At 75.2% G+C, this 14,591-nt stretch carries 18 protein-coding genes; 17 read left to right on the top strand and 1 reads right to left on the bottom strand.

Annotated features, from left to right (window positions below; genetic code table 11):
- Positions 1–409: 409 nt before the first annotated feature.
- The 17 genes from ACGFZL_RS16480 to ACGFZL_RS16400 all read left to right on the top strand — a co-directional run bounded on the left by ACGFZL_RS16480 (position 410) and on the right by ACGFZL_RS16400 (position 13,697).
- Positions 410–1,063, top strand: coding sequence for a class I SAM-dependent methyltransferase (locus ACGFZL_RS16480; RefSeq protein ID WP_393692223.1), 654 nt, complete (start codon positions 410–412; stop codon positions 1,061–1,063).
- A 59-nt stretch (positions 1,064–1,122) separates the two neighbouring features.
- Positions 1,123–1,434 (top strand): gas vesicle protein GvpO, encoded by a 312-nt coding sequence (gvpO, locus tag ACGFZL_RS16475; RefSeq protein WP_355173604.1) that lies wholly within the window; start codon positions 1,123–1,125, stop codon positions 1,432–1,434.
- A gap of 36 nt (positions 1,435–1,470) precedes the next feature.
- Positions 1,471–2,052, top strand: coding sequence for a gas vesicle protein GvpJ (gvpJ, locus tag ACGFZL_RS16470; RefSeq protein WP_393692221.1), 582 nt, complete (start codon positions 1,471–1,473; stop codon positions 2,050–2,052).
- A complete protein-coding gene (locus tag ACGFZL_RS16465) occupies positions 2,049–2,822 on the top strand; it encodes a GvpL/GvpF family gas vesicle protein (RefSeq protein WP_393692217.1) in 774 nt (257 codons plus the stop codon). Before gvpJ (ACGFZL_RS16470) ends, ACGFZL_RS16465 begins: the two co-directional genes overlap by 4 nt.
- Positions 2,823–2,826: 4 nt before the next feature.
- A complete protein-coding gene (locus ACGFZL_RS16460; protein ID WP_393692215.1) occupies positions 2,827–3,111 on the top strand; it encodes a gas vesicle protein GvpG in 285 nt (94 codons plus the stop codon).
- On the top strand, positions 3,108–3,704 hold the full coding sequence (locus tag ACGFZL_RS16455) for a hypothetical protein (RefSeq protein ID WP_393692213.1): 597 nt from the start codon (positions 3,108–3,110) through the stop codon (positions 3,702–3,704). The genes ACGFZL_RS16460 and ACGFZL_RS16455 overlap by 4 nt, the downstream gene beginning before the upstream one ends.
- Positions 3,701–4,573 carry an SRPBCC family protein gene (locus tag ACGFZL_RS16450; RefSeq protein ID WP_393692211.1) on the top strand — a complete coding sequence of 291 codons (873 nt, stop codon included), beginning with the start codon at positions 3,701–3,703 and terminating at the stop codon, positions 4,571–4,573. Before ACGFZL_RS16455 ends, ACGFZL_RS16450 begins: the two co-directional genes overlap by 4 nt.
- An 18-nt stretch (positions 4,574–4,591) precedes the next feature.
- Positions 4,592–4,933, top strand: coding sequence for a gas vesicle protein GvpJ (gene gvpJ / locus ACGFZL_RS16445; protein ID WP_393692209.1), 342 nt, complete (start codon positions 4,592–4,594; stop codon positions 4,931–4,933).
- Positions 4,930–5,748 (top strand): GvpL/GvpF family gas vesicle protein, encoded by an 819-nt coding sequence (locus ACGFZL_RS16440; RefSeq protein ID WP_393692207.1) that lies wholly within the window; start codon positions 4,930–4,932, stop codon positions 5,746–5,748. Before gvpJ (ACGFZL_RS16445) ends, ACGFZL_RS16440 begins: the two co-directional genes overlap by 4 nt.
- A gap of 38 nt (positions 5,749–5,786) precedes the next feature.
- The gene (locus tag ACGFZL_RS16435) at positions 5,787–5,996 is read left to right on the top strand and encodes a gas vesicle protein (RefSeq protein WP_393692538.1); all 210 of its coding nucleotides are present in this window, start codon (positions 5,787–5,789) and stop codon (positions 5,994–5,996) included.
- Positions 5,993–6,286, top strand: a complete 294-nt coding sequence (locus tag ACGFZL_RS16430) for a gas vesicle protein K (protein WP_355173588.1) — start codon at positions 5,993–5,995, stop codon at positions 6,284–6,286. Before ACGFZL_RS16435 ends, ACGFZL_RS16430 begins: the two co-directional genes overlap by 4 nt.
- 67 nt (positions 6,287–6,353) lie before the next feature.
- Positions 6,354–7,448: a substrate-binding domain-containing protein gene (locus ACGFZL_RS16425; RefSeq protein ID WP_393692205.1), complete on the top strand. Its 1,095-nt coding sequence runs from the start codon at positions 6,354–6,356 to the stop codon at positions 7,446–7,448.
- A gap of 126 nt (positions 7,449–7,574) precedes the next feature.
- Entirely contained in the window at positions 7,575–8,906 is a 1,332-nt protein-coding gene (locus tag ACGFZL_RS16420; RefSeq protein ID WP_393692203.1) for an ABC transporter substrate-binding protein, read from the top strand.
- 24 nt (positions 8,907–8,930) lie between these two features.
- On the top strand, positions 8,931–9,920 hold the full coding sequence (locus ACGFZL_RS16415; RefSeq protein ID WP_393692201.1) for a carbohydrate ABC transporter permease: 990 nt from the start codon (positions 8,931–8,933) through the stop codon (positions 9,918–9,920).
- Positions 9,917–10,783, top strand: coding sequence for a carbohydrate ABC transporter permease (locus ACGFZL_RS16410; RefSeq protein WP_355173580.1), 867 nt, complete (start codon positions 9,917–9,919; stop codon positions 10,781–10,783). Before ACGFZL_RS16415 ends, ACGFZL_RS16410 begins: the two co-directional genes overlap by 4 nt.
- Positions 10,780–11,811 (top strand): hydroxyacid dehydrogenase, encoded by a 1,032-nt coding sequence (locus tag ACGFZL_RS16405; RefSeq protein ID WP_393692199.1) that lies wholly within the window; start codon positions 10,780–10,782, stop codon positions 11,809–11,811. Before ACGFZL_RS16410 ends, ACGFZL_RS16405 begins: the two co-directional genes overlap by 4 nt.
- Positions 11,808–13,697 carry a DUF2264 domain-containing protein gene (locus tag ACGFZL_RS16400; protein ID WP_393692197.1) on the top strand — a complete coding sequence of 630 codons (1,890 nt, stop codon included), beginning with the start codon at positions 11,808–11,810 and terminating at the stop codon, positions 13,695–13,697. Before ACGFZL_RS16405 ends, ACGFZL_RS16400 begins: the two co-directional genes overlap by 4 nt.
- A 10-nt stretch (positions 13,698–13,707) precedes the next feature.
- On the opposite strand, the gene ACGFZL_RS16395 is transcribed toward ACGFZL_RS16400, so the two are convergent.
- Positions 13,708–14,589, bottom strand: a complete 882-nt coding sequence (locus tag ACGFZL_RS16395) for a diacylglycerol/lipid kinase family protein (protein ID WP_393692195.1) — start codon at positions 14,587–14,589, stop codon at positions 13,708–13,710.
- Positions 14,590–14,591: the final 2 nt, after the last annotated feature.

Genomic DNA, 14,591 nt, shown 5'->3' with positions numbered 1-14,591 from the left:
ATGAACCCGCGCCGGCCCCGGCCGGCATCCCTCGTCGTGGCGGGCGCGCTCGGAGGAACCGTGCCCGCCACGGGGTCCCCACTCGGCCGGGGGCGCGGCGCGGGCGTGCGGGAAGCCGTGCCGGCCGCTGGGCGGCCGACGGCGGCCGGCGGCCGGGTGGGCCGCTGCCGGTGTGTCCTGCGTTCTTCCCTCACGTGGGGAATACGGTGCCGCTCGGCCACCGGATGGGTCGATCACCCGATCGAGTGAAGAAGTTTCCGTGGGGCGCCTGTGACCAGCGGTTTTCACAGAGACGGGCACGGCGAACGAGGACCGAGCCGGCCGGCGCCGCTCCGGGTGCGACCTTGTCCGCACGCCCCACCCGGTGGAACGATGCCCGGGAACCGGCTCGCCTCCCGGAGGGACCGTCGTGACCGACGAGCAGCCGCGGCCCCCGGCCGCCGCCGTGTTCGACGCGCTGGGCGCCGCCTACGAGCGGGCCTTCGCCGACTCCCCCGCGCACCGGCGCTCCCTGTCCTGGCTGCTGGCCCGGCTCGCCCCGGGCAGCCGGGTCCTGGACGTCGGCAGCGGTACCGGGCGGCCCACCGCCGAGACCCTCGCCGACGCCGGGCATGAGGTGCTGGGCGTCGACGTCTCCCCCGTCATGGTGGAGCTGGCGGCCCGGCAGGTGCCCGGCGCCGCCTTCCGGTGCGCGGACATCCGCGAGGTGCCACTCGCCGACGCCTCGTACGACGCGGTCTGCGTGTACTTCTCGCTGCTGCAGCTCGACCGGGACGAGCAGGCGGAGCTGGTGCGGCGGCTGGCGCGGGCGCTGAGGCCGGGCGGGCACCTGGTCCTGGCGACCGTGCCGGTGGACGTGGACGGCGTGGACGCCGTGTTCATGGGGCAGCCGGTCCGGGTGTCCAGCTTCGCCGCGCCCGCCCTCGCCGCGGTCGCCGACGGCGCGGGCCTGGAGGTGCTGGAGCGGGAGGAACTGCTCTTCACCCCGGCGCATCCGGACGCCGTCCCCGAACCACACCTCTTCCTGTACTGCCGGCGCCGCGCCGACGCCCCGGGCCGCTGACCGCCCGGATGGGGTAACACCGCACGCGCGGGGCGGGGCGCGCGGCCAGAGTGGACCGCATGACAGAACCTGGCGGGCGACGACGCGGCACGGCCACCACGCGCGAGCGTGCGGTGCGGGGTGCCCAGGACGCCGCCCGGCACGCGGCGGACGCCCTGGCCGCACTCGTCCGGCACCGGGTGGAGGGCGTCTCCGCGGTGTGCCGGAGCGAGGACGACGGCTGGATCGTCAACGTCGACCTCCTGGAGGTGGCCCGGATCCCGGACACCACCAGCCTGCTCGCCACCTACGAGGTCGAGCTGGACGCGTCCGGCGACCTCCTCAGGTACCGCCGGATCTCCCGCTACCGGCGCGGTGCCCAGGACCAGTGACCGGGCTGCCCGGCCCGCACCCGGAAGGACCACCGGATGATCACCTATGACGACGAGGTCGCCTGCGCGCCCCGCGCCGGAACGCTGTACGACGTGCTGGAACTGATCCTCGACCGCGGCATGGTGATCGACGTCTTCGTACGCGTCTCGCTGGTCGGCATCGAGATCCTCAAGATCGACGCCCGGATCGTGGTGGCGAGCGTCGACACCTACCTCCGCTTCGCCGAGGCCTGCAACCGGCTGGACCTGGAACACGACGCGCGCTCCAAGACGGTCCCCGAGCTGTTCGGCGGGTCCGCCGCCAAGCGGGTGGGCAAGGCGGGCGCCCGGCGCACGGCACGCTCGCTCACCGACAAGGTGCGGGACGTGCTGGCGCCGGAGGAGCCCGACGACGGGGACGACCGGGACGAGTGGGAGGAGGCGGACGAGCGGGGCGGGACGGAGGACCGGCCCCGCCGCCGCGAGCGCGAGACGGCCGGCCGCGCGCCCCGCCGGTCCGAGAGCCGCCCGGCCGGCCGCCCGCGCGGTGAGCGCGCGGCGGGCCGGAGCAGGGGCGACGACGAGGACGAGCGCCCGCGTGGCCGTGCCCGCCGGCGCCCGGCCACCGAGGAGGGATGACCATGACCGCCACCACCGTCGCCGGAACCACCGCCGGCGTCACCGCGGACACCCTGTACGTCTACGGCATCACGCCCGCCGGCGTCCGCACCCCCCGAGCCGCCGGCGTCGACGGCGCCCCGGTGCGGGTGCTGACCGAGTCAGGGCTGGCCGCCGCCGTCTCGGCGGCACCCGCGCGGCTCCGGCCCCGTCGCCGCGACCTGACGGCCCACCAGGCCGTCCTGGACGAGCTGGCGGCCCAGGGGCCGCTGCTGCCCATGCGGTTCGGGGTGCTGTCCCCCGAACCGGAGGCGCTGCTGGCCCAGCTGCGCACCGATGCCGCCCACCTGGCCGGCCAGCTCGACGGCGTCCGCGGCTGCGTCGAGCTGAACGTCAAGGGCTCGGTCGTCCCCGGCTGCTTCGCCCAGCTGGTGCAGCAGGACGAGAAGCTGCGCGACCTGGCCCGCCGTACCCGGCTGCGGCCGGACTACGAGGCCAACGTGCGGCTCGGCGAGGCCCTGGCCCGGGCCGTCCGGCGGGAGGCCAGGCGCGCGGCGCGGGAGGTGCTCACCGACCTCGCTCCGCTGGCCGTGCGCACCGTGCTCGGGACCACCGACGACGAGCAGGTGCTGAGCGCCTCGTTCCTGCTGCGGTCCGCCGACGAGGAGCCGTTCCGCCGTGCGGTGGCGGCGCGGGCCCGGGACCGCGGGGACCGGCTGGCGCTGAGCCTCACCGGCCCGCTGCCCTGCTACAGCTTCGTCGAGCCGCGACCCGCACCGGCCGGACGGTGACGGGGTGGGCCTCGTGAGCGGTCTGCTGCTGCTCCCCCTGGCACCCGTGCGGGGAACGGCCTGGATCGCGGACCACCTCCTGGCGGAGGCCCGGCGCCAGGTGCACGACCCGCGCGCCGTCCAGGCCCGGCTGGCCGCACTCAACCGGGCGCTGGACGAGGGCGCCATCGACGAGGCCGCCTTCGAACGGGAGGAGGAGCGCCTGCTCACCCTCCTCGAACGCCCGGCACGGCCCACCGGCCGCACCACGACCACGAGCACGCATCCAGCGCAGGGAAGGCGCACATGAACGACAACAGGACGGCCCTGGCGGCGGCCCTGGCCGGCGGATACCTCCTCGGCCGCACGAAGAAGGCGAAGCTGGCGATCGCGGTCGGCTCCTACATGGCGGGCAAGAAGCTCGGCATGTCCCCCGGCCAGCTGCTGACCGAGGGGCTCGGCCGGCTGCCGCAGACGCCGCAGCTCCAGCAGCTCACCGACCAGCTGCGGGACGAGCTGCTGACCGCGGGCAAGGCGGCCGTCTCCGCCGCGGCCAACCGGCGGCTGACCGGCCTCGCCGACACCCTGCGCGAGCGGACCGAGACGCTCACCGGCGCGGCGGCCGGCGGCAAGGCTCCCTCCGCCGGCTACCAGGACCGCGACGAGGACGACTACGAGGACGACAGCGGCGGCTACGAGGACGCCGACCTCGACGAGGACGAGGAAGAGGAGCCCGACGAGGAGCCCGAGCCGGCGCCGCCCCGGAAGCGGGCCAAGAAGGCGCCCGCTAAGAAGACGCCTGCGAAGAAGACGGCCGCCAAGAAGACCGCGGCCAAGAAGGCACCGGCGAAGAAGACCGCCCAGGCGCGACGGGACGGGCGGCAGGGAGGTGGCCGCCGATGAGCGACGACGACCGCAAGGACGACGCGGGCGCGTCCCCGCTGAACGACCTGAAGGACGCCCTCGGCGGCTATCTCTCGGCCGGCGGGCAGAGCCTGGTCGGCAAGGCCGGGAAGAGTGTCGGCGGGCTCACCGACCGGCTGAAGGCGTCCGCCGGCGGTGACGGCAAGGGCGGCTCGCAGCGCGGCGGCGCCCGGGGCGGCAGCGTCAAGGCGACCCACATCATGGAGGTCGTGGACATCGGCGTGCCCCTGCGCACCGTCTACGACCAGTGGACCCGGCTGAAGGACTTCAGCCGCTTCACCAAGGGCGTCCGCAGCGTCAGTGAGAACGACGAGACGTCCTCCGACTGGAACCTCAAGGTCGGCCCGTCCAGCCGCAGCTGGAAGGCGACCGTCCAGGAGCAGGTGCCGGACGAGCGGATCGTCTGGACCTCCGAGGGTGCCAAGGGCAGTACGCGCGGCGCGGTCACCTTCCACGAACTGGCGCCCCGGCTGACCCGGGTCGTGGTGGTCGTGGAGTACTACCCGGCCGGCTTCTTCGAGAAGACCGGCAACCTCTGGCGCGCCCAGGGCCGCCGCCTGCGCCTGGACCTCAAGCACTTCGCCCGCTTCGTGACCCTCATGGGCGACGAGGAGGTGGAGGGCTGGCGCGGCGAGATCCGCGAGGGCGAGGTCGTCCGCAGCCACGAGGACGTCGTGGCGGAGGAGGACGGCGACGAGGACGAGTACGACGAGGACGAGGGTGCGGACGAGGAGTACGAGGACGAAGAGGGCGAGGACGAAGCGGACGACGAGGAGGAAGAGGACGACTACGAGGACGAGGAGGATGCCGATGACGAACCCCCCGCCCGCCCCCGCCGGCGTCGCTGACCACCCCGGGACCGCGTGGTGACGGACTTCGCCCCGGCCTACCCGGGCCTCGACCCGCAGCCGTACGGCCCCCCGTCCGGCAGCCTCGCCGACCTGCTCGAACGCGTTCTGGACAAGGGCATCGTCATCGCGGGCGACATCAAGATCGACCTGCTCGACATCGAGCTGCTCACGATTCGGCTGCGCCTGTTCATCGCCTCCGTCGACACCGCGAAGAAGGCGGGCATCGACTGGTGGGAGACCGATCCGGCGCTGTCGTCCCGGGCCGCCCGGGAGGAACTGGCCGAGGAGAACGAGCGGCTGCGGGCCCGCCTCGACGCCCTGGAGGGCGCCGAGGAGCCTGCCGGGGCCGCACGATGAGCGGGCACCAGGAGACGGGTGGCGACGCGTCGCTGGTCTGCGCCTTCGCGGTCACCGACAGCACCCCGGACGACGTCGACCTCGTCGCGCCGGGGCACGAGGAGGGCGGCCCGCTGCGCGTCCTGGACGCCGGCGGCCTGTCGGTGGTCGTCCAGGACGTCCCCGTAGCGCTGTTCGGCGAGGCCGCGCTGCGGGAGCGGCTCGAGCGGCCGGCGGAGCTGGAGCGCTGCGCCCGGGCCCATCACCGGGGAGTGGAGGCCGCCGCCCGCCGGGGTGCCGCGGTGCCGCTCCCGCTGGCGACGCTGTACCGCGGGGACGGCGCGGCCCGGCGGGCCGTGGCGGCGCGGGCGGCGGAGTTCGGCGCGCTGCTCGACCTGCTCGGGGACCGTACGGAGTGGGCGGTGAAGGCGCACGCCGCCGAGGCCGCCCCAGGCGACGCGGAGCCGGCCGGAGACGGCGGCGGGGGGCGTGCCTACCTCGGCCGGGCCAGCGCCCGCAACCGGGCCCGGCAGGACGCGCACGGCCGGGCGCTGGCCGAGGCGGAGGCCGTCGACGCGGAGCTGCGCCGGTTCGCGGTGGCGGCGACCCGGCACCGTCCGCAGGGCGAGCGGCTGACCGGCCGGCGCGCCCCCCAACTGCTCAACGCCGCTTACCTGGTGGACGACGCCGCGCGCCCCGCCTTCACCCGCGCCCTGGAACGGATCGCCGGGCGGGGCGGGGCGGTGACCATCGACGCGTCGGGGCCGTGGGTGCCGTACTCCTTCGCCCGGGCGGCGCCCGCGGCGGACCCGGAGCGGACGGGGGCGGGCGCGTGAGCCGCCCTGGCGACGTCCGCACACCGGGTCCCGCGCCCGTGCCCTGGGACGGGTCCGAGCCGTACGCGCCGGTCGGGGTGCCGCTGGTCGACCTGCTCGACCGGGTGCTCGGCACCGGCGTGGTGGTCAGCGGGGACCTCGTCCTGGCCGTCGCCGACGTGCCGTTGGTGCGGATCTCGCTGCGGGCGCTGCTCGCGTCGGTCAGCGAGCGGGTTCCCGCGCCCTGGCCGGACAGCGGGCCGCTGTGACGGCGCCCGGCGAGAGCACCCTGGACCTGGACCCGGAGCGGGTCACCGAGGACCTGGCCGCCCTGGTGCTGACCGTCGTCGAACTGCTGCGTCAGCTGATGGAGCGCCAGGCGGTGCGCCGGTTCGACGAGGGCACGCTCAGCGCGGAGCAGGAGGACCGGCTGGGCACGGCGTTGATGCTCCTCGACGAGCGCATGGACGAGCTGTGCGCCCGGCACGGCCTGCGGCGCGGCGACCTGAACCTCGACCTCGGCCCGCTGGGGCAGCTGCTCGCCGACCCCGGCCACTGACGCGCGGCGATCGCTATGATGACCCGAAATCGTTCAAACGAACATGCTCGGGTGCGGAGGGCGGCGGATGCGGGAGCCGGTCGAGGTCAGGCGGCAGCGGATCCTGGCGGCGGTGCGGGCGCGCGGCGCGGCCCGGGTGCGTGATCTAGCCGACGAGCTCCAGGTGTCGGTGGTCACGGTCCGCCGGGACGTGGAGGAGCTGACCCAGGAGGGCAGGCTGCACCGGGGGCACGGCGTGGTGCGCTCCACGGTGCCCGCCCAGGAGGTGCCGGCGCGCCGGGCCGCGGACGGCGACCGGGTGGCCGTGGTGGTGCCGGCGCGGCACTCGTACCTCACGGAGACGCTGCACGGGGCCCGTTCGGTCCTCGAGGAGTCCGGGCTGCGGATGGCCCTGCACATCGCGCCGCAGAGCCCGGGCGCCGAACGCCCGCTGGTGGAGCGGGCGCTGGCGGACGGGGCGCGCGGCCTGCTGCTCGCACCGCGCTGGCTGACCCCGCGGGACGAGGACGCCGACCAGGGATGGCTGGCCGCCCTGGAGGTGCCGACGGTGCTGATGGAGCGGCGGCCGCGGCGCGGCGGCGCGGCGCACGTCCTGGACTCGGTGTGCTCCGACCACTGGTACGGCGCCCATCTCGCCGTGGAGCACCTGGTGGCGCTGGGACACCGGCGGATCGTGTTCGCCACCCGGGACGACAGCCCGACCGCGCGCACGCTGCGCGCCGGGTTCGCGGAGATCGCCGGAGCCCACCCCGAAGTGGACGCGTGGGCCTGGGGGTTGGTCTCGCCGGAGGCGGGGCGGGGCGGGCCGTACTCCGCCGCGGAGACGGCCGGCGTGTCGGCGCTGCTGCGCGCCACGGAGGCGACGGCGGTGGTGCTGCACGGCGACGTGGACGCCGTGATGGTGGTGCAGCGGCTCGCGGACGAGGCGGTGCGGGTGCCGGAGGACTGCTCGGTGGTGGCGTACGACGACGTGGTGGCCGCGCTGGCCACGCCGCCGCTGACCGCCGTGGCCCCGCCGAAGGCCGAAGTGGGCCGGACGGCGGCGGAGTTGCTTCTCGAGCGGCTGCGGGGCGGCGGCGGGCCGCGTGCGGCGCGGCGGGTGGAGTTGCTGCCGAGCCTGCTGGTCCGGGGGTCGACCAGGCGGCTGACCCACCCCGTCTGAGTGTTTGACCGTTTGAGTTTCTTCTGATCGGTCTATTGACCGTTTGACACCCAGCGTTGAGGATTCCCGTGTCCCGAACAGCCGTGCCCGCCCGCCGCGGGCACGCCGGAGCCGCGGGAGGCGCCCATGCCCGGACGACCCAGCCGCCGGTCCGTGCTCACCGCGACGGCCGCCGTGCCGCTGACGGGCGCACTCGGCGCCTGCAGCGGGGGGAACGGCGCCGCGAGAGCCGGCACCGGCCGCACCACGCACGTCACCTTCTGGTCCGCCCTGCGCGGCAGCAAGGAGGTGGTCGACGCCTTCAACCGCACGCACCGCACCGTGCGGGTCGACTTCGAGCAGATCCCGGCCGGCGCGCAGGGCGGCTACGCCAAGCTGAGCAACGCCGCCCGGGCCGGCAACGCGCCCGACGTCGCCACCATCGAGTACCCGCAGGTCCCGGGGTTCGCCATCGACGGTGTGGCCCGCGACATCACCGGACTGCTGTCTGACGGGCTGCGCCGGAAGCTCCAGCCGCAGGCGCTCGGGCTGACCACCTTCGAGGGCAAGGTGGTCAGCGTGCCGCTGGACGTCGAGCCGATGGTGATGCACTACCGCACCGACCTGTTCGAGCGCTTCGGGCTGCGGCCCGCGGCGACCTGGGACGAGTTCGCCGAACAGGCCCGCACCGTCAGGGCGAAGGCCCGGGAGCGACGCCTCGCGATCTTCCCCACCGACGGGATGGCGCAGTTCGCCGCGTGGTCCTGGCAGGCCGGCGCCCGGTGGTTCGACACCTCGGGCGGCGCCTGGAACGTCTCGCTGGCCGACGCGCCGTCCCGGCGGGTGGCGGCGTACTGGCAGCGGCTGATCGACCGCGGGGACGTGTTCGCCAACGCCGTGGAGAGCAGCCAGTCCGACGCGCAGATCAGCGGCGGCCTGGTGCTGGCGCGGCTGACCGGCGCCTGGGACGCGGGCGCCCAGATGAACGCGCGGCCCGGCCAGAAGGGGCAGTGGCGGATCGCGCCGATGCCGCAGTGGGACACCGGCCGTCCGGTCGTCGGCACCCAGGGCGGCTCCACCTTCGCGATCACCGCGGACTGCCGCCACCCCGAGGCCGCCATGGAGTTCATCGAGTGGCAGGTCTCCCACCCCGACGCGCTGCGGGCCCGGCTCTCCAGCGGCACCAGCAGCCAGTTCCCGGCCGCGCCCGCCCTGGTCGCCGTCGGCCGCGAGGCGTTCGACCGGTCGTACTACGGCGGGCAGGACGTCTACACCCTGTTCGAGCAGGAGGCCGGGAAGATCGGCGCGGACTGGACCTGGGGCCCGCGGATGAGCGCCACCCAGCGGGTGATGCAGGACTCCTTCGCCCGCGTCGGCGGCGGCCAGGGCTCGCTCACCGACTCCCTGCGCGCGGCGCAGGAGGGCACCATGCCCGATCTGGAGGCCCTCGGCCTGTCCACCACCCAGCACACCACCTGAGCCGACGAGAGGCAGGTGACACCCATGACCACGACCACCGGACCCCGGGTGACGACCGGCGCGCCCCGCGCCGGCAGCCCGGATCCCGCCGCGGCGGGCCTGCGCGCCCGCCGCACCGCGCGACGCCGGCGCGCAGCCGCCTGCGGCGTGCTGATGACGCCGTTCTTCGCCCTGCTGGTCACCGTCTTCCTCATCCCGGTCGGCACGGCGCTCTACCTGAGCCTCTTCACCGACGACCAGCCGGGGCTCGGCTTCGGCCCCGAGCGCTCCGTCTTCACCGGCCTGCGCAGCTACGCGGCGGTGCTGTCCGACCCGACCTTCCTCGGCGGGCTCGGCACGGTCGGCCTGTACTGCCTGGTGTACATCCCGCTGATGGTCGCCGGCGCCCTCGGCCTCGCCCTGCTCCTCGACTCCGGCGTGGTCCGGCTGCGCGCCTCGGCCCAGCTGGCACTGTTCCTGCCGCACGCGGTGCCCGGCATCATCGCGGCGCTGATCTGGCTGTACCTCTACACCCCCGGCATCAGCCCGGTGATCGACCTGTTCGCCCGCGCCGACGTCACGGTCGACTTCCTCGGCATCCACACGGTCGTCCCGTCCATCGTGAACATCGCCCTGTGGAGCAACCTCGGTTACAACATGGTGGTCTTCTACGCCGCCCTGCAGGCCGTGCCGCGCGAGGTGATCGAGGCGTCCGTGGTGGACGGCGCCGGTCCGGTGCGCACCGCGCTCCAGGTCAAGACGCCGCTGGTGCGGGCCTCCGTCGTGATGGTGGCGATCTTCACCCTGATCTGGGCGCTCCAGCTGTTCACCGAGCCGATGCTGCTCAGCCAGTCCTCGCCGATGATCAGCTCCCGGTTCTCGCCGAGCATGTACATCTACGACGCCGCCTTCACCCGTACCAACTACGGCCTGGCGGCAGCCGCGTCGGTGGTGCTGCTGGTGTGCACCATCGCCCTGTCCTACGGCGTCACCCGCTTCACCAGCCGCGCCGACATCGCCGAGGAGGCCCGATGAGCGCCACCGCGGGACCCGCGCCCCTGCGCCCCGGGGTGCTGGGCCGGACGACGGTCAACGTGGTCGTCGCCCTCTCCGTCCTCTACACACTGCTGCCGGTGCTGTGGCTGGTGCTGGCCTCCACCAAGGACCGGGACGCGCTGTCCGGCAGCGACCTCCTCGATCTGGGGAACTTCTCCTTCGGCCGGAACCTCGGCGACCTGTTCGCCATGGACGACGGGGTGTACGGCCGCTGGTACGTCAACAGCCTGCTGTACGCGGTGCTTGGCGCCGCGATCGGCGCGCTGGTCAGTGTGGCCTGCGGATACGCCTTCGACAAGTACCGCTTCCGGCACAAGGAGAAGCTGTTCGGCCTGGTCCTGGCCGCGGTCATGGTGCCCCAGACGGTCCTCGCGCTGCCGCTGTACCTGATGGCGTCCAAGGCCGGGCTGATCAACACCTTCTGGTCGGTGTTCGTGCCGGTGCTGTTCAACCCGTTCGGCGTCTACCTGGGGCGCGTCTTCAGCCGGGGCTATGTGCCCGACGAGGTGCTCGAGGCGGCCCGGGTGGACGGGGCGGGCGAACTGACCACCTACGTACGGGTGTCGCTGCGCATGCTCGGCCCGGGGCTGGTCACCGTCTTCCTCTTCCAGCTGACGGCGATCTGGAACAACTTCTTCCTGCCCATGGTGATGCTCTCCGACCAGCACCTGTATCCCGTCAGCCTCGGCCTGTACCAGTGGAACAGCGCCGCCCGCGTCTCGCCGGAGTACTACCCCGTGGTCGTCATGGGCTCACTGCTCGCCGTCCTCCCGCTCGTCCTCGCCTTCGCGCTGCTCCAGCGCTTCTGGCGCGGTGGACTGACCGCGGGAGCCGTCAAGTGACCCCGGTCGGGCCCGGGCCCGGCTTCCGGCCCCGGGCCGCCGTGGCCATGTCCCGGGACGCCGCCGCGGCCGTCCTCGGCCCGGACTCCCTCGCCGGCTTCCGCCGGGTCTGCGACCTGGCCCCGCCGCCGGTCCTGGACGACCTGTCGACACCGCGGGCGCGGGCGGTCCTCGCCGACGCCGACCTGCTGGTCACCGGCTGGGGCTGCCAGCCACTGGACGCGGAGGTGCTGGCGGCGGCGCCGCGGCTGCGGGCGGTGGTGCACACCGCGGGCAGCGTGCGCGGGCATGTGACCGAGGACTGCTGGGAGCGGGGCCTCGATGTGTCCTCGGCGGCGGCGGCCAACGCCGTGCCGGTGGCCGAGTACACCCTCGGCATGATCCTGCTCAGCGGCAAGCAGGTCCTGGAGCGCGCCCGCGACTTCCGGGTGGCCCGCTCGCGCGGCCGGCTGCTCGACCTCCCGCCCGGCCTCGGCAACTACCGCCGCACCGTGGGCATCCTGTCGGCGTCGCTGATCGGGCGCCGGGTGATCGAGCTGCTGCGCCCGCACGACGTGGAGGTGCTGCTGCACGACCCGTACGTGGACGACGCGGACGCCGCCGCGCTGGGAGCCGAACGCGTGGGGCTCGGGGAGCTGTTCGCGCGCTGCGACACGGTCAGCGTGCACACCCCGCTGCTGCCCGCCACCCGGGGCCTGGTCGGGCGGGCGCTGATCGAGTCGATGCCGGCGGGGGCGGTGCTGATCAACACCTCCCGGGGCGCCGTCGTCGACCAGGAGGCGCTCACCGACGCCGTCCTGGCGGGGCGGATCCGGGCCGTCCTGGACGTCACCGACCCGGAGGTGCTGCCGCCCGCGCATCCGCTGTGGGACTGCGACCACGCGCTGATCACCCCGCACCTGGCCGGCTCCGAGGGCAACGAGTGGCGCCGGCTGGCCGACCTGGCGCTCGCCGAGACCACCCGCTGGGCCTCCGGCGCCGGGTTCCTCCATCCCGTACGACGCGAGAGGCTGGCGTTCCTGGCATGAGCAAGGACCTGGTGGTTCCGTTCCCCCTGCCCGCCGAGGACCGGGCGTCCAGCCCGTACACCGGGTTCACCCGGGCGCACTGGGAGGCCGTCGCGGACGGGCTGCTCGGGGCGGCGTGGCGGTGGGCCACCCCGGGCGGCGCGCTGCTCGACCTGCCGGGGCGGCCCTCGCGCTCGGGGGTGCGCTCGGACGGCCTGGAGGGCTTCGCCCGGACCTTCCTCGCGGCGGCCTTCCGCGTCGCGGGGGCCGGCGGCGACGACCCGCACGGCTGGCTGGACCGGTATGCGGGCGGCCTGGCCGCGGGCACCCGCTCGCCGGGCCGGGAGGACGCCGAGTCCTGGCCGCTGATCCTCGGCCACGACGTGCAGGGCCAGCCGATGGTGGAGTCGGCGTCCGTCGCCCTCGGCCTGCGGCTGACCGCGCCCTGGCTGTGGAAGCACCTGGACAGCGGGGTGCGGGACCGGGTGGAGGCGTGGCTGCGCGGGGCGCTGCGGCACGTGCCGGCGCCGAACAACTGGTACCTGTTCCCGTACACGGTCGCCGGGTTCCTGGAGTCGGTGGGGCGCGGGGACGCGGAGACGGCGGCGGCCCGGCGTCGGGCGCTGGAGCTGATGGAGGGCTGGTACCGGGGCGGGGGCTGGTACGCCGACGGGGACGGGCGGGCCTTCGACCACTACAACGGCTGGGCGCTGCACCTGTACCCGGTCCTGGACGCCCATCTCGCCGGTGAGGGCGGCGCGGCCGAGCCCTTCGGGGGCCGGCTGCGGGAGCATCTCGGCTCCTTCGGGCTGATGTTCGGCGGCGACGGGGCGCCGCTGCACTTCGGCCGGTCGCTCACCTACCGCTTCGCCGCCGCCTCGGCGGTGGGCCTCGGCGCGGTGACCGGGCACACGCCGCTGACGCCGGGGGCCTCGCGGCGGCTGGTGAGCGGTGCGCTGCGGTACTTCCTGGAGCGCGGGGCGGTGTCGCGGGACGGGCTGCTGAGCCTGGGCTGGCACGGCCCGCACGAGCCGACCCTGCAGTCCTACTCCGGTCCAGCGTCGCCGTACTGGGCCTCGAAGGCGTTCGTGTCGCTGCTGGCGCCGGCCGGGCACCCGCTGTGGACGGACCCGGAGGAGGCGGCGCCGGTGGAGCGGGGCGACCGGGTGCTGGCGCTGCCGTCGCCGGGCCTGCTGGTGCAGGCGACGCGCGCGGACGGGATCGTCCGGCTGCACAACCACGGCAGCGACCATGTGCGGCCGCACGAGGGCGAGTCGGCCGTGGCCGACGACCCGCACTACGGCCGGCTGGCGTATTCGACCCGCACCGGTCCCACCGCGCCGGGCAACGTGGCGGACAACCGGCTCGCGGTCGTGGTGGACGGCCGGGACGGCGTGCGGCGGCGGATCCGTCCGCTGGGCGCCGGGGAGGGCGACGGCTGGGGCTGGGCGGCGTCCTGGCACCGGCCGGTCTTCGCGGCCGGGCCGCCGATGGTGCCGGGGCTGCGGGTGGAGAGCGTGACGGTGGCGCGGGGCGCCTGGGAGGTACGGGTGCACCGGGTGACGGGAGCGCCGGACGGCACCCGGCTCACCGAGACCGGCTGGGCCACCGGGCCGGAGGAGCCGCTGGTCTCCACGCTGCTCCCCCTGTACGGCTGGCACCCGGAACCGGAGACACTCCGCGCCCCGCAGGGCACGGCCTGCGTGCCGTGGGCCGAGGTCCCCCGCCTCACCGGCGAGGCCGGCGGCAGCACGCTGCACGTCTGCCTGGCCGCCCTGACCGAGGGACCGCCGTCCGGTCCCGCGCCGACGGCCGTCGCCGACGCCGGCGGCGTGGAGCTGACCTGGCAGGACGACCCGCGGCGCACGCGGGTCACGTTCGACCCGGTGGCGGTGGTGCACGGCTGACCACGGCCGTTCAGCACAGCACGCGCAGTGCCCCCGGCAGGACGCGGGCGGTGACCGGCACCTCGGCCTCCACCTCGCCGTCGGCGCCGTAGGGTATGGGCCGGTCGGCCTCGATGCGGACCTCGGTGCCGCGGGCGATCCGCACCTGGGGGCGGTGCACGTGTGCGCCCGTGGCCAGTTCGTTCATGAGGGCGAAGAACAGCAGGCGCGGGGCGTGGTGGATCATCACGACCTCCAGGAGCCCGTCGTCCACCCGGGCCTCGGGGGCGATGCGCCGGTCGAAGCCGTAGTAGCCGGAGTTGGCGGCCACCACCGTGTAGCCGCTGAAGGCGTGTTCGCGGCCGTCGACGGTGACCCGGTAGCGGGGCGGGCGCCAGGTGGCGACGGCGCGCAGCGCGCCCGCGTAGTAGGAGGCGGTGCCGCGCAGCAGCCGGGAGCGGTTGGCGTGGCGGTTGGCGAGCGCGTCGACGCCGGCGTAGACGCTGCCGAGCACCACGGTGCGCTCGTGCACGGCGGAGACGACCTCGACGGTGTCGACGGGGCGCGGCTCGTGGTGCAGCAGGACCTCGGCCAGGGCGTCGGGTGCGGTGGGCAGGGACAGGGCGCGCGCGAAGTCGTTGCCGCGCCCGGCCGGGACCAGGCCGAGCGTGGTGCCGGTGCCGCTGAGCGCGCCGCCGATCGCGCCGGCCATGCCGTCGCCGCCCACGGCGAGCACCACCCGGCCCCGCTCCCCCGCCGCCCGGGCCAGCTCCCGGGCGTGGGCGAGGCTGCGGCTGTACTCCGTCTCCAGGCCGGCCCCGGCCTCCCGCAGCAGCCGCGCCACCCCGAGCAGCGCGGCGGCCGAGGTGGCGCCGCCCGCGGTGGGGTTGACGACGGCGGTGAACTGTCGCATCG

Origin of the sequence: Streptomyces sp. NPDC048182, assembly GCF_043202555.1 — a bacterium.
GTDB lineage: Bacteria > Actinomycetota > Actinomycetes > Streptomycetales > Streptomycetaceae > Streptomyces.
This window is presented reverse-complemented; position numbering and strand designations above follow the sequence as displayed.

Coding starts and splice junctions, on each gene's coding strand:
- ACGFZL_RS16410 (WP_355173580.1), top strand. CDS start 9,917: ATGAGCGCCACCGCGGGACCCGCGCCCCTGCGCCCCGGGGTGCTGGGC.
- gvpJ (WP_393692221.1), top strand. CDS start 1,471: ATGATCACCTATGACGACGAGGTCGCCTGCGCGCCCCGCGCCGGAACG.
- ACGFZL_RS16465 (WP_393692217.1), top strand. CDS start 2,049: ATGACCATGACCGCCACCACCGTCGCCGGAACCACCGCCGGCGTCACC.
- ACGFZL_RS16440 (WP_393692207.1), top strand. CDS start 4,930: ATGAGCGGGCACCAGGAGACGGGTGGCGACGCGTCGCTGGTCTGCGCC.
- ACGFZL_RS16450 (WP_393692211.1), top strand. CDS start 3,701: ATGAGCGACGACGACCGCAAGGACGACGCGGGCGCGTCCCCGCTGAAC.
- gvpO (WP_355173604.1), top strand. CDS start 1,123: ATGACAGAACCTGGCGGGCGACGACGCGGCACGGCCACCACGCGCGAG.
- ACGFZL_RS16400 (WP_393692197.1), top strand. CDS start 11,808: ATGAGCAAGGACCTGGTGGTTCCGTTCCCCCTGCCCGCCGAGGACCGG.
- ACGFZL_RS16395 (WP_393692195.1), bottom strand. CDS start 14,589: ATGCGACAGTTCACCGCCGTCGTCAACCCCACCGCGGGCGGCGCCACC.
- ACGFZL_RS16455 (WP_393692213.1), top strand. CDS start 3,108: ATGAACGACAACAGGACGGCCCTGGCGGCGGCCCTGGCCGGCGGATAC.
- ACGFZL_RS16420 (WP_393692203.1), top strand. CDS start 7,575: ATGCCCGGACGACCCAGCCGCCGGTCCGTGCTCACCGCGACGGCCGCC.
- ACGFZL_RS16415 (WP_393692201.1), top strand. CDS start 8,931: ATGACCACGACCACCGGACCCCGGGTGACGACCGGCGCGCCCCGCGCC.
- ACGFZL_RS16425 (WP_393692205.1), top strand. CDS start 6,354: ATGCGGGAGCCGGTCGAGGTCAGGCGGCAGCGGATCCTGGCGGCGGTG.